Origin of the sequence: Rhizobium aureum (assembly GCF_030182495.1) — a bacterium.
Classification (GTDB): Bacteria; Pseudomonadota; Alphaproteobacteria; order Rhizobiales; family Rhizobiaceae; genus Rhizobium; species Rhizobium tropici_C.
Genome location: NZ_JAQJCI010000003.1, coordinates 69,108 through 82,963, shown reverse-complemented (window position 1 = coordinate 82,963; position 13,856 = coordinate 69,108). Strand labels below are relative to the sequence as shown.

Annotated in this window: 10 protein-coding genes; 5 read left to right on the top strand and 5 right to left on the bottom strand. The window is 60.0% G+C overall.

The features are described from left to right. Nucleotides 1-38 precede the first annotated feature (38 nt). The 4 genes from PH552_RS09195 (at nt 39) to PH552_RS09180 (ending at nt 3,683) form a co-directional block, all read left to right on the top strand. Nucleotides 39-719, top strand: a complete 681-nt coding sequence (locus PH552_RS09195) for an amino acid ABC transporter permease (protein WP_015341657.1) — start codon at nt 39-41, stop codon at nt 717-719. Then, nucleotides 716-1,477, top strand: a complete 762-nt coding sequence (locus PH552_RS09190) for an amino acid ABC transporter ATP-binding protein (RefSeq protein WP_112341605.1) — start codon at nt 716-718, stop codon at nt 1,475-1,477. Before PH552_RS09195 ends, PH552_RS09190 begins: the two co-directional genes overlap by 4 nt. Nucleotides 1,478-1,734: 257 nt before the next feature. Continuing rightward, nucleotides 1,735-2,172, top strand: a complete 438-nt coding sequence (locus tag PH552_RS09185; RefSeq protein WP_285165888.1) for a hypothetical protein — start codon at nt 1,735-1,737, stop codon at nt 2,170-2,172. A gap of 266 nt (nt 2,173-2,438) precedes the next feature. Continuing rightward, a complete protein-coding gene (locus tag PH552_RS09180) occupies nt 2,439-3,683 on the top strand; it encodes a multidrug effflux MFS transporter (protein WP_285165887.1) in 1,245 nt (414 codons plus the stop codon). 8 nt (nt 3,684-3,691) lie between these two features. Here the strand turns inward: PH552_RS09180 and PH552_RS09175 are convergent, their stop codons facing one another. The 3 genes from PH552_RS09175 to PH552_RS09165 all read right to left on the bottom strand — a co-directional run bounded on the left by PH552_RS09175 (nt 3,692) and on the right by PH552_RS09165 (nt 8,636). Further along, a complete protein-coding gene (locus tag PH552_RS09175; protein ID WP_113249599.1) occupies nt 3,692-4,150 on the bottom strand; it encodes a GNAT family N-acetyltransferase in 459 nt (152 codons plus the stop codon). Nucleotides 4,151-4,317: 167 nt separating this feature from the next. Beyond that, the gene (gene pyc, locus PH552_RS09170) at nt 4,318-7,779 is read right to left on the bottom strand and encodes a pyruvate carboxylase (protein WP_113249598.1); all 3,462 of its coding nucleotides are present in this window, start codon (nt 7,777-7,779) and stop codon (nt 4,318-4,320) included. A gap of 116 nt (nt 7,780-7,895) precedes the next feature. Next, entirely contained in the window at nt 7,896-8,636 is a 741-nt protein-coding gene (locus PH552_RS09165; RefSeq protein WP_113249597.1) for a helix-turn-helix transcriptional regulator, read from the bottom strand. Nucleotides 8,637-9,014: 378 nt separating this feature from the next. On the opposite strand from PH552_RS09165, the gene PH552_RS09160 reads away from it, so the two are divergent. After that, nucleotides 9,015-10,784: a glucan ABC transporter ATP-binding protein/ permease gene (locus tag PH552_RS09160; RefSeq protein WP_112341612.1), complete on the top strand. Its 1,770-nt coding sequence runs from the start codon at nt 9,015-9,017 to the stop codon at nt 10,782-10,784. 346 nt (nt 10,785-11,130) lie between these two features. On the opposite strand, the gene PH552_RS09155 is transcribed toward PH552_RS09160, so the two are convergent. Together PH552_RS09155 and PH552_RS09150 are read right to left on the bottom strand one after the other, a co-directional pair. Continuing rightward, complete coding sequence (locus PH552_RS09155) at nt 11,131-12,222, bottom strand: porin (RefSeq protein WP_183761745.1); 1,092 nt, start codon at nt 12,220-12,222, stop codon at nt 11,131-11,133. A 342-nt stretch (nt 12,223-12,564) separates the two neighbouring features. Next, on the bottom strand, nt 12,565-13,761 hold the full coding sequence (locus PH552_RS09150; RefSeq protein WP_113249637.1) for an OpgC family protein: 1,197 nt from the start codon (nt 13,759-13,761) through the stop codon (nt 12,565-12,567). Between the last annotated feature and the right edge of the window lie 95 nt (nt 13,762-13,856).

Here is a 13,856-nt window from a genome sequence, read left to right as displayed (position 1 = left end):
TCACCTCCGGACGCATTCTCTTATCGAAAGGCTTCTCCTTGGAGCATTGGCTGCAACTGATGTGGGAGTCACTGGGCACGCTGCTTTGGGCAGGGCTCGTCTTCACCATCCCGCTCACCTTGATCACCTTCGTTCTCGGCCTTCTGCTCGGTCTGCTCACCGCGGTCGTCAGGTTGTTTGCCCCGGCGCCGTTCGTGGCCATCGCCCGCTTCTATGTCTGGGTGATCCGCGGCACGCCACTTCTGGTGCAGCTCTTCGTCATCTTCTACGGCCTGCCGAGCCTCGGCATCCTGCTCGACGCTTTTCCCGCCGCCATCATCGGCTTCACGCTAAGTGTTGGCGCTTATACATCCGAAATCATCCGCGCCGTCATTTCCTCCGTGCCGAAGGGCCAGTGGGAAGCCGCCTATTCGATCGGCATGAACTGGCGCCAGGCCATGAGCCGTACCATCCTGCCGCAGGCAGCGCGCGTCGCCGTACCGCCGCTATCGAACACCTTCATTTCGCTGGTCAAGGATACGTCGCTCGCCGCAGCCATCACCGTGCCCGAGCTGTTTCAGGCCGCGCAGCGCATCGTGGCGACGACCTATGAGCCGCTGATCCTCTATATCGAGGCCGCCATCATCTATCTCGTGCTCAGCACCTTTCTTTCGACGCTACAGGGCTACCTCGAACGCCGCTTCGCCCGCTCGGGCGGCACGCTGGAGGCACAAGCATGATCGAGCTTTCGCATATCGAAAAGCGCTTCGGCGACAATGTCATCCTCAAGGATATCAGCCTGACGATCCCCGAGGGAACGGTGACGGCGCTTGTTGGACCTTCGGGTGGCGGCAAGAGCACGCTGCTTCGCTGCATCAACCTTTTGGAAATCCCAACCGCCGGAACGATCCGCATCGGCGAGGAAACGGCTACCTTCCAGCCAGGCAAGAAGCCGTCCTGGCAGGATATCCAGAAGATCCGCCGCCAGACGGGCATGGTCTTCCAGAACTTCCAGCTCTTTCCGCATCAGACCGCAATCCAGAACGTCATGGAGGGCCTGACGACCGTGCTGCGCTGGCCTCAGGACAAGGCCCGCGCCCGCGCCGTCGAGCTTCTGACCAAGGTCGGCATGGCGCACAAGATCGACGCATGGCCCTCGACGCTCTCGGGCGGCCAGCAACAGCGCGTCGCCATCGCTCGGGCGCTTGCCCCCTCACCGCGCGTGCTGCTTTGCGACGAACCCACTTCGGCACTGGATCCTGAACTGGCGGCCGAAGTCGTCGACGTGCTGGGCAAGCTCGCCAATGAGGGCACGACCATGGTCATGGCAACGCACGACCTGCGCTTGGCCTCGAAGATCGCCAACAATGTGGTCTTCCTGGAAGCGGGCAACATTGTCGAGACCGGCTCCTCACGCAATATCTTCTCCAACCCTGCACAGGAGCGGACGAAGCAATTCATCTCGACACTGAATTCCGGGCTCAGCTACGACATCTGAGCCAGAGCGCAGCGAGCAACCATACACGGTAATCAGACTCCTGACGGGGCGTTCCCAGCTTTGTTGCGATTTTGCAAAAAGTGATGGAAGCGATAGTCGCCAGACCAGTTGCGCGGCGAGTGCGGCGGATATCTGAAACGCCGATCGGCCTTCGGTTGGAAAATTGAAAACCCGTGAAACACCATATTCACTACCTTGGCGGGCCATTCGGCGGTCGGTAGGATTCTAATTCTGTTATTACGTCAGGGGCCGATTCGTTGCAGGAACTTCGCCGAACTCCACGCAAGACCAAAAATATGCTGGTCAGTCTCTTCATCATGGTTGCTGGTGCCATATGGAATATCCGGGACGGACTTTACGGCTCCTCAACCGCACTAATCACTGGCTGTGTCTTCGCCTTGTGGGCCGTATTTATCGCGTTCAGTTTGATACGCCGTCGGGTTCATGTGATCGTGGGGGAAGCAAGCTTGGTTGTAAATCGGATGGTAGGCTCACCGGTAGAAATCCGATGGACGCAGATAGAAATGGCGAAGCTTCCTGAAGGTGCCAGCCCTGCTATCATCGCGTGGCGAGAATCGGCGGAAACGAAGCTTAAATATACTGGCGTGTCGCAGCGCATGCTTGGTGAAGAAGGCGCCGAGATGCTTCGCAGCGCGATATACGCTGCTCGCCCCGACCTCAATACGCGGCCTTAGTCGTTGGTCGATATATCCTCCTGTAAGGCCTTATCGATGCAAGGCTTGAGTTGACGCTGCGCAACTTTACGGTTAGCTCTAATGCCATGAACACGGCACTCGTTCTCGTAGTGGTAGGAAGGCGCATGGGCAGGATGGTGTAACCATCCGGCGAAAGCACCCATGCGCGGTAAGCAGGCTCCTGACGGGGCCTTTTTTATTGCCCTGAAAAGAGGGCGCGCCTCGTCAGACCCCCTCGGCTTCCCATCAACACGACGGACAAGGCCATGACGCGCACCGAAAGCCGCATCGACCATTCATCCAAGCAGCCAACCAACGACACGGCGACCGAAAGAGCCGCCGCACCACCGCGGCTGATAACCCTCATCCTGCTCTCGGCGCTTGCCGTGCTGCCGGTTAACATGATCCTGCCATCCCTGCCGAAGATAGCGGCGGCATTCCACGCCGATTTCGCTCTCGTAAACCTCTCGGTCGCCGGCTTTTCCATTGTCACCGCGTTCCTTGAGGCGATCGGCGGCGCGATATCGGATCAGTTCGGACGCCGGCCGGTCGTCCTGACGGCGCTTACGATCTTCATCGTCGCTTCGATCGGCTGCGTTCTCGCTCCGAACATCGGCATCTTCCTCCTGTGCCGCATGATGCAGGCGTGCATCGGACCGTGCTATTCCGTCGCACTCGTCATCATCAAGGAAACATCGGACGAGCGCCAGGCTGCCAGCAAGTTCGGCTACCTCGCCATGGGATGGGCATTGGCGCCGATGGTCGGCCCGCTGTTCGGCGGTTCGCTGGACGAGTTTTTCGGCTGGCAGGCAAGCTTCGTCGTCCTTGCCATCTTCGGCATCGCCGCCTTCCTTCTGTCCTTGCGCGAACTGAAAGGATCGAAAGCACCTTCGACGGGTACGCAGAGAAATTACATCGCCTCCTATGGACTTCTTCTACGTTCTGCTCGGTTCTGGGCCTATACACTCTGCATGGCCTGCTCGATGGGCGTGCTCTACATTTTTCTCGGCGGAGCGCCGCTCACGATAGGCGATGCGCTCGGCGGCTCGAGCGCCCAGCTCGGCTTCTACATGGGCCTCGTTCCCGCCGGCTTCATTCTGGGCAGCTATCTCGCCGGCCGCTACGGGGCAAGAATTCCGCTCGGTACTATCCTCGTCATCGCGCGGCTCCTCACTTGTATCGGCCTGTCGGTTGGTCTCAGCTTGTCACTGTCGGGCATGGTTGAGGTTCTGACGCTCTTCGGCCCCTGCATTTTCATCGGCATCGGCAACGGGCTGACCATGCCGGCCGCCAATAGCGGCGCCATGTCGGTCAGATCGGATATTGTGGGAACGGCAGCAGGCCTCGCCGCCGCCATGCGGATTGCTGGCGGCGCGCTCATCGGATCGATCGCTGGGATATTTCTCGCCCAATCTGCAACGATCCATACGCTTTTCACCCTGATGCTGATCTCCGCAGTGCTTGCGCTCCTGGCGGCAATCTGGGCAGCCGGGATCGGGAAGCCGAGATAGTGGCCTGCCTAGCCGATGCGCTTGCTCATATGGACAAGAAAGCCGTCTTTCAGTGGCTCCTCGCGGTCGATCGCATAACCATGTCTGAGATAGAGCTGCACATTCTCGGTAAAGCGCTTGTTGGTGTAGAGCCGAATGTCGTCGACGCCGAGCGTGGCCGCAACCTGCTCGGCATGAACTAGCAGTCTCCCGCCGATACCCTTTCCCTGATGGCGCGGCGATACGGCGACGTTCTCGATCAACAGGTGATCCGAGGCCGGCACCATCTCGATCAACGCCACAAGCTCGCCACCGGCGTCCACGAGATCGATGCGATGTTTGCGCACAGCCTCGGCATAATCTGCCATCATAGGCAACGGTTCGCGGCCGATAAGAGGCACCCACTTGCCATAGGCCTCGCGCGTTAGCGCCCGGATTTTATCAACATCGGCATCGGTCGCCGCCCGTAAGGAAATCGCTTCCGTCATGTCTCCGCCTTCACGAACCTGGCTACGATGATCCGACATGAGAACTATGAGATGCCTTCGTCGCGATCGCATACGGAGAGCCGACCTCCGATGCGCGCGACGAAAGTCACCGCTTCGCGATCGACGGCCCGATCCGGCCGCCTATCGTATCTTAACGAAGCTTGGATTTATGCGCCATAGACGACGAGCAGATCCTTGGCGTCGATTTGGTCGCCGGCGCGCACCAGCACCTCGGAAACCGTGCCGTCCTTTTCGGCGTGCAGCGCCGTCTCCATCTTCATGGCCTCGATGGACAGCAGCACATCTCCGGCCTTGATCGCCTGGCCGGGCGAAACGAAGACGGTGGAGATGACGCCCGGCATCGGCGCGCCGACATGGGCGGCGTTGCCGGTCTCGACCTTGCGGCGGACAGCGCTGCCGGAAGCGCCATGGGCACGATCCGGCACCTTGATGCGGCGCGGCTGGCCATTGAGCTCGAAGAACACGGTCACCATGCCCTTCTCGTCGGTCGCCGTCATCGCCTGGTTGACGATAACGAGCGTCTTGCCCTTCTCGATTTCGGCAAAGAGCTCGTCGCCTTCCTTCAGGCCGTAGAAATAGGCCGGCGTCGGCAATACCGAGACAGGTCCGTAGGTATCGGCCGCCAGCGCGTAATCGGTGAAGACCTTCGGATACATCAAATAGGAGGCGAATTCGAAATCGTCGACCTTCCGCTCCAGCTTGGTCTCGATCGTCTTGCGTTCGGCATCGAGATCGGCTTCGGCAAGCAGCGAGCCGGGACGGACCGTATAGGGCTTGTCGCCCTTCAGCGCCTTCTTCTGCAGAGCTTCCGGCCATCCGGACGGCGGCTGGCCGAGATCGCCCTTCAGCATGGAAACGACCGAATCCGGGAAGGCGATATCCTTGGCCGGGTTTTCGACATCGGCAACCGTCAGGTCCTGGGACACCATCATCAGCGCCATGTCGCCGACGACCTTGGAAGACGGCGTCACCTTGACGATATCGCCGAACATCTGGTTGGCGTCGGCATAAGCCTGCGCCACCTGGTGCCAGCGGGTCTCAAGCCCAAGCGAACGCGCCTGCTCCTTGAGATTGGTGAACTGTCCACCCGGCATTTCGTGCAGATAGACTTCCGAAGCCGGTCCCTTGAGATCGCTCTCGAAGGCGGCATACTGATGGCGCACCGCCTCCCAGTAGAAGGAGATGCGGCGGATCCATTCGGGATCGAGGCCCGGATCGCGCTCGGATCCTTTAAGGGCTTCGACGATCGAGCCGAGGCAGGGCTGCGAGGTATTGCCCGACAGCGCATCCATCGCCGCATCCACGGCATCGACGCCGGCGTCGACGGCGGCGAGCACCGTCGCGGCGGCAATGCCCGAGGTATCATGCGTGTGGAAGTGGATGGGCAGACCGGTCGCCTCGCGCAGCGCCTTAAACAGCACCTTGGCCGCAGCCGGCTTCAACAGGCCCGCCATGTCCTTCAGCGCGATGATATGGGCACCGGCCTTTTCCAGCTCGACGGCAAGATCGGTGTAATATTTCAGGTCGTATTTCGGGCGGGCGGAATTGAGGATATCCCCCGTATAGCAGATCGCCGCCTCGCAGAGCTTGTTCTCCTCGGCAACGGCATCCATCGACACGCGCATGTTCTCGACCCAGTTCAGGCAGTCGAAGACGCGGAAGAGATCGATGCCGCCCTTGGCAGCCTGGCGGACGAAATACTTCACGACATTGTCGGGATAGTTTGTATAGCCTACGCCGTTGGCGCCGCGCAAAAGCATCTGCAGCAACAGGTTCGGCGCACTCTCGCGGATCAGCGACAGGCGCTCCCACGGATCTTCCGTCAGGAAGCGCATGGAAACATCGAAGGTGGCGCCGCCCCAGCACTCCAGCGACAGAAGCTGCGGCAGGGCGCGCGCATAGGTGCCGGCGACGCTGGCGATATCATAGGTGCGCATGCGGGTGGCAAGCAGCGATTGATGGCCGTCACGCATCGTCGTGTCGGTCATCAGCACGCGCTTCTCGCCGCGCATCCATTCAGCGAACTTCTGTGGGCCGAGCTTGTCCAGCAACTGCTTGGTGCCGTCGGGCACTTTGCCGTCGATATAGGGCAATACGGGTTCGGCGACCTTCGGCGAAGGTGCCGGGCGGCCGCGCGTTTCCGGATGGCCATTGACGGTGACATCGGCGAGATAGGTCAGAAGCTTGGTGGCGCGATCTTGGCGCTTGACCTGCTGGAACAACTCCGGCGTCGTGTCGATGAAGCGCGTGGTATAGCTATTGTCGCGGAATTTCGGATGCGTGATGATTGCTTCAAGGAAGGTGAGGTTCGTCGCCACGCCGCGGATACGGAATTCGCGCAGCGCGCGGTCCATGCGGGCGATCGCCTCCTGCGGGTTCGGCGCCCAGGCGGTCACCTTCACCAGCAGCGGATCGTAGTAACGGGTGATGATCGCGCCGGTATAGGAGGTGCCGCCGTCGAGACGAATACCGAAGCCGGAAGCCGAGCGATAGGCGGTGATGCGGCCGTAGTCCGGGATGAAATTGTGCTCCGGATCTTCCGTCGTCACGCGGCACTGCAGCGCATGGCCGTTGAGGCGAATGTCTTCCTGCTTCGGAACGCCCGATTCCGGCGTGCCGATGGCAAAGCCATCGAGAATGTGGATCTGCGCCTTGACGATATCGATGCCAGTGACGACTTCGGTCACCGTGTGCTCGACCTGGATGCGCGGATTGACTTCGATGAAGTAGAATTTGCCGGTATCGGCATCCATCAGATATTCGACGGTGCCGGCGCCGATATAATGTGTCGCTTCGGCGATCTTCAGCGAATAGGCAGCCAGCTCCTGGCGCTGCGCGTCCGTCAGATAAGGCGCCGGCGCGCGCTCGACGACCTTTTGGTTACGGCGCTGAACCGAACAGTCGCGCTCGAACAGATGCACGACATTGCCGTGCGTGTCGCCGAGGATCTGGCTTTCGACGTGGCGGGCGCGCTCGACGAGCTTTTCGAGGTAGACCTCATCCTTCCCGAAGGCAGCCTTCGCCTCGCGCTTGGCTTCCGTCACTTCCTTGGCGAGATCGGCCTTGGAGCGAATGACACGCATGCCGCGACCGCCGCCGCCCCATGAAGCCTTGAGCATGACCGGATAGCCGATCTCTTCGGCCATTTTGGCGACTTCGGCCATATCATCCGGCAGCGGCTCGGTTGCCGGCACGACGGGCACACCGACCGAAATCGCCAGGTTGCGCGCCGCCACCTTGTTGCCGAGCTGTCGCATCGTGTCGGCCCTCGGACCGATGAAGATGATGCCGGCGGCATCGCAGGCATCGACGAATTCGGGACTCTCCGACAACAGGCCGTAGCCTGGATGAATGGCATCGGCGCCGGACAGCTTGGCCACGCGGATGATCTCGTCGATCGACAGATAGCTCTCGATCGGCCCGAGATCGCGGGCAAGATGCGGACCGCGGCCGACCTGATAACTCTCGTCAGCCTTAAAGCGATGCAGCGCGAGTTTGTCTTCCTCGGCCCAGATGGCCACCGTTTTTATGCCAAGCTCGTTGGCGGCGCGGAATACGCGGATGGCGATTTCGGAACGGTTGGCAACCAGGATCTTGGAAATGGGCAATGCTGTCTCCTCACGGCATCGAAACGGGCAATGCTGCACCCGCGAAGAGAATTCTTAACTTCTTGTTACAGGAAGTTCAATTTCTCCTGCGACATCCGACAGCAAAATAGTTGCCATTACGGAATAAGTCCGTTTCTGAAAGCAATAGCCACGATATGCTGCCTGTTCTTGGCATCGAGTTTATCCTGGATACTGTTCATGTACCAATCGACGGTATGGTTGGAGATCGTCAGCAGCCGGCTGATCTCGATCGACGTCATGCCGTCGGCCAGGTGGTTCAGCACCTCCATCTCGCGCTTGGTCAGCTTCAGCTCGGTCCTTCCCGGATCTTCCAGCGATTGCGCTTCGCCATTCAGCTCCAGAAGTCGCCAGAAGGCCTTTTTGGCGACTGCATCGAAAAGGGAAAGCTCAGTCGGAGAAAGATCGACCGCCTCGCCACCGATCGTCATGCACCCAAGCAAGCCACTCCGCCCATGGATCGGGAAGACATAGCCGTCCACAAGCCCGTTGGCACGGGCGTCCGCCATCATCTGGTCCATCCGCCGCCGCAGCGGATCCGCCTTCAGGGCAATGACGGCATCGCGCCAGCGGAAAGGACGCTGCGCCCGGCCGAGATAGCGCGCGACCGGATCGACGAGCATGTACCGCTTGCGAACATAGATCAGCGGCCAGCGATCGGGCCAGCGCCCCGCGAGCATGAAGTTCGCGACATCGACATTCGGCCGCGTCTGCTTTAGCAAGCCGTAGAATTCGAATTTGTAGGAGCGGAGCACCCGCTCGAGTTCGGTTGCGACCTCGTTGGCGAGCTTGCACTCTTCGAGGACTACAAGCAATTGTAACAGCGAATGGATATTCACATCTACCCCTCGGCTTTGCAGCCTGAATTATCGACGGACGGACATTGCCACCATGCCCGTCTGGCCCCACGGCGCGCTCAATCGCCGGCAACATACTCATGCCGGCGCAAAATTGAACGCCCTTAGCGATTTTTTTACCGTTCAACCGTGAATGGCGATCTCTGCGGTGCTTGGAGATGCGCGATACTGTCGCGTCCAAGTCTCCTCAAATTGTCATATTTTTGCGGCGACCGATAGCGCCGTCATCGCGCCATCGCGCGCATTGCGCGAAAAATTCCCTGAAAAAACAGCTGCAAATTCCGTTAATCGCCGGTTCAGGTACCGATCTGTAGTGTCTCAGCATTCCGAGTTTTGCTGATGCACAGAGGGTGCCAGACCGTGTCACTGTTCAAAGTCTATGCAAGAGCCCTGAAGTATCTTGGCGCGTATCGATACCGCGTATGGATGGTCGTGATCGCAAACATCGCACTTGCGATGACCACCATCTACGAACCGGTATTGTTCGGCCGCATCTTCGACGCCATTGCCAAGAAAGACGCAGTCGCTCCGACCATGATGCTGTGGGCCGGCTTTGCCGTCTTCAGCGCGGTCGCCTTTATCGTGGTGTCCCGCGAGGCAGATCGTCTCGCGCATGGCCGCCGCGCATCCCTGTTGACCGAAGCGTTCGGCCGCATCATCTCGATGCCGCTCTCCTGGCATAGCCAGCGCGGCACGGCGAGTGCGCTGAACACGCTGCTGCGCGCCTGCGAGGCGCTGTTCGGCCTGTGGCTCGAATTCATGCGCAACCACCTGACGACCGCCGTCGCGCTCATCGTCATGATCCCGACCGCCATAGCCATGGACCTGCGCCTTTCGGCTGTGCTGATCCTGCTCGGCGTCTTCTACTGGATCATCGGCCGCCTGGTGATGAACCGCACGAAAGATGGCCAGAGCTCGGTCGAAAGTCACTACAATACCGTCTTTTCGCATGTCAGCGACTCGATCAGCAACGTTTCGGTGCTGCATAGCTACAATCGCATCGAGGCGGAAACCAAGGCGCTGAAGTCGTTCACCGAGCGGCTGCTGGCTGCGCAGTATCCCGTCCTCGACTGGTGGGCCCTTGCCGGTGCCCTGAACCGCACGGCGTCGACCGTCGCGATGATGGCGATCTTGATGATCGGCACCGTCCTCGTCCAGGGTGGCAGCCTGAGCCTCGGTGCCCTGATCACCTTCATCGCCTTTGCGAACGTGCTGATCGGCCGCCTCGAGCAGCTGCGTAACTTCGCCAACCAGATTTTCGAAGCCCGCGCCAAGCTCGAAGACTTCTACACGCTGGAAGATTCGGTCCGCGACCGCGAAGAGCCGGCCGGCCTTGCCGAGATCAAGGACGTCAAGGGCGAAGTCGAATTCCGCGACGTCTCCTTCGGCTTCGCCAACTCGTCGCAGGGCCTGCACGACATCTCCTTCAAGGTGAAGGCTGGCCAGACCGTCGCCATCGTCGGCCCGACCGGCGCCGGCAAGACGACGCTCGTCAACCTGCTGCAGCGTGTATTCGATCCGCAGAAGGGCCAGATCCTTGTCGACGGTCACGACATCACCAAGGTGACGCGCAGGTCGCTGCGCCGCTTCATCGCCACCGTCTTCCAGGATGCCGGCCTGCTGAACCGCTCGATTAGCGACAACATCCGCCTCGGCCGCGAAGGTGCGACGGAGGAGGAAATGGTCCGCGCAGCACAGGCCGCCGCCGCCAACGACTTCATCGAAAACCGGGAAAGCGGTTACGAGACCCGCGTCGGCGAACGTGGCAACAAGCTTTCCGGTGGCGAACGCCAGCGTATCGCGATTGCCCGCGCCATCCTGAAGGACGCTCCGATCCTCGTGCTCGACGAAGCCACAAGCGCGCTCGACGTCGAAACCGAAAACCGGGTCAAGACGGCGATCGACAATCTGCGCCAGAACCGCACGACCTTTATCATCGCGCACCGCCTGTCAACGGTCCGCGAGGCCGACATGGTCCTCTTCCTGGACAACGGCCGCATCATCGAGAACGGCAGCTTCAACGAGCTTAGCCAGAGCAACGGCCGGTTCGCCGCCCTACTGCGCGCCAGCGGCATCCTGACGGACGAGGAAGTCCGCAAGGCACATACAACGGAAACCGAAGCCGCCTGATCTTCGCAAGGGGCCCAAGATCGAAGCCGGGAGAGCACCGCTCTTCCGGCTTTTTTATTGCCGACGATTTGCGCCGGACGGCTTTTGTCAGGCCGGGCAACGCCCGGGTTCGATGTACGGCTCCTCACCCCAAGCACACGTGCCCTTCGCCCCAGGCCTCTCCCCGTTGAATGGGCAGAGGCCTGGGGCGAAGGGCTTTATCTGCAAGAAACCTGCACTCAGAATAAACAAGCTGAACCACAATTAAGAAAGGCCCGGCGGGAAAACCGGGCCTTTCCGTTTTCTGATCGGAGGTCAATTGGCTGGGCGCACCAGGAGTTAATATCGGCGCCCGGCCGGTATCAGATCAGAACTTGCGCTCGAAGCGGAGCACGCCGGCCCATTGATCGGCGTCGGCGGCATCCCAGTTCGTGTAGGAAACTTCCGGCTCAACGAGCAGATCCTTGACCGGACGCCAGGCAACGTTGGCGGTGGCGGCGAAGATCTGCGAGTCGGTGTAGGCAACCTGGGCGTTGGCCTGCAGCTTCGGGTTCAGCCGATAGCTGGCGCCTGTCCAGAATGCCCAGTCGCCCCAGCCGCAATCCGCGCCGTTGGTCGGGCAGGCGGACCGGTTACTGTTCAGGTAGGAACCGGCATACTTGTTGAGCTTGTCGCCATCGGTGTTCCAGCCGCCCATCAAGAAGGCCGAGAATGCGCCGAAGTCGGCATCGACACGAGCCTTGATAGCGCCTTCTTCGACGATCGAGTCATAGCCGCCGATAACACGAAGGGTCCATGGGCCCGTCTTGTAGCCGGCCCCGGCAACGACGTCAGGAGCATAATGGTTGCCCGTGCCGGTTTGCCAAGCGCCGCCGTAGGACGAGGTATCGCTGGAAGAATTGGAATCCTCAAGCGAGATGACCGCCGTGAAGCCGTTGCCAGCATCATACTTATAGGTGAGCTGGTTGAGTTCCTTCGGGCCGTCATAGATCACGTCGTCGTTGATGACGTTGCCGGCATAACCCATGTAGTTGTTGTACTGCGAATCGGCCTTACCGACGAGGAAGCCGCCGAGGCTGATGTTGGCGAACAGCAGCTTGGTGGAGGTGGAGTTGCCGTCGTTCCAGTCCCAACGGACGACCGTGTTGGTCTTCAGCGGGCCGTATTCGGTGTCAGTCGCGGTGTCGACGCTCAGCTCTGCACGGGTGTGCCAGAGTGTACCGTTCTTGCTGTTCGGGTTGTAGGCATCGTACCACTCGCCTTCGGTACGGACACGGCCGCCGATCTTGAGGCAGGTTTCAGTGCCCGGGATGAAGAAGTAACCAGGGCCGTAAGCATCACAAATACGAACGTACTGAAGCGGTTCCGGCTCGGCAGCCACGATGGCGTCAGCCGCCTGCGCTCCCGATGCGGCTGCCAGGGCGGCGGCCGAGCCGAGAAGAAGACTTCTGATATTTATTAGATTACTCCAATTCAGTATCGATTGGACATGAGCTGCCGCGCCGAGAATTCGACGTCCCTACTCATTCCCGATTTTGACAATCCCCACGAAAGCGCGGCCATCCCCTTGAACGACACCGGCGACGCGATGACGGCGCTTCCCGAGCCCGCCACATCGACCATATAACAATTAAATTTTGCACAATAAGATTTTGGACACTCGAATTTTTGCTGCGATGCAGTGCAATCATGCCGCGTTGCAGAAAAATCACGTCACACTTCCTTCGCGAAAGTGTCACAATCAAAAATATTGAAGAAAAACATGGGATTGAGCTGCGCACCAGTGCGCAGCTCTAGGAGATCAGCGGCGCTTCGCGAGATGTGCGGGCATAGTGATCGCCCTTGCAGGCACCTTCGCCGCATGCGGATTGGCGAGTTGCAGCCGCTTGTGCTCCAGATGATAGGCATAGAAGAATTGTGCGGCGATGCCGATGACGACATAGATCGCGCCGACAGTCGGGCTCTTGTTGGTCACATAGAGGATCACCTGACCGGCCATGGCCAGGATCGTGCCCGCCACGAAGATGCTGAGGGAATGCCGACCGAGGATCGTCAGCGGATGGCTAGCGGAACGGCGCAGCAACTGCGAAATGGAGGGTATGCTGACGATCAGATAGGCGAGCGCCAGCACGTGCAGCAGGCGCGGCAGCGACAGGAACGTCTTGTCGAAGCCGGTAACGACGGTGGGCAGGCCGAACGTGGCGAGATAATCGCCGAGGATCCAGAGCTTGTCGGTCACCCAAATGAAGGACAGGAGTACATAGGCGGACGCAAGCGCGATCAACACCGGATGCACGGGGATGCGCCCGCCGCGTTTGACATGCATGGTAGCCATAAAGCCGATGACGAAGAGCAGCTGCCACGACAGTGGATTGAGGAACCAGAATCCATCGAGCAGCGTCGTGTGCGGCGCGATATAGTAGATGCCCGACACCAGCCATACGCAGACGGAAATCAGCAGCAGGAGCAGCGGGTTTTTCGCCTCTAGCAGCATGATCAGCGGCAGCATCAGGAACAGCGCGCCATACATCGGCAGGATATTGTTGTAGCCGATCTGGTGCCCGAGCGTCAGCAGCGCCGGTATGCCGCGTGCCGGGTCCATCAGCAGGGCGAGGATGTTCACTTCGCACAGCAGGCCCTTCTGGTGAAAAATCCATGCCCCCGAGATGAACAGCACCAGCGTCACGAAGGTCGTGATCATATGGGCGGTATAGAGCGTGAATGCCCGCTTGATCGCCTTCCATGCCATTTTCAGCCGATTGCCGGATGAGAACTTCGTTCCATAGGCAAGGCCGACCGAGATGCCGGAGATCAGTACGAAGGCTTCCGCCCCGTCTGAAAAGCCGAAATTCTTGGAGGTCAAATCCTCGAAGATCTGCCCTGGCACATGGTTGATGAAGATCATGATCAGAGCCAGGGCTCTGAGAACATCCAGTCGGGTATCCCTCTGGGAGACCGGCTTCGGCGAACTCAACCGTTGTGCCGGCACCGAGCTCATATCCGCCCTCGAATTCATAAAACTCTCCTGTTCCGACACTCAAATGCAATCGGGGCCAAAGAGTTCCCCCTTTGGCCCCGATCGTCGAAGCGAAA

Bases quoted from the DNA above. Each gene is read 5' to 3' on its own strand.
- PH552_RS09190 (WP_112341605.1), top strand. From the start codon at position 716: ATGATCGAGCTTTCGCATATCGAAAAGCGCTTCGGCGACAATGTCATC.
- PH552_RS09180 (WP_285165887.1), top strand. From the start codon at position 2,439: ATGACGCGCACCGAAAGCCGCATCGACCATTCATCCAAGCAGCCAACC.
- PH552_RS09175 (WP_113249599.1), bottom strand. From the start codon at position 4,150: ATGACGGAAGCGATTTCCTTACGGGCGGCGACCGATGCCGATGTTGAT.
- PH552_RS09150 (WP_113249637.1), bottom strand. From the start codon at position 13,761: ATGAGCTCGGTGCCGGCACAACGGTTGAGTTCGCCGAAGCCGGTCTCC.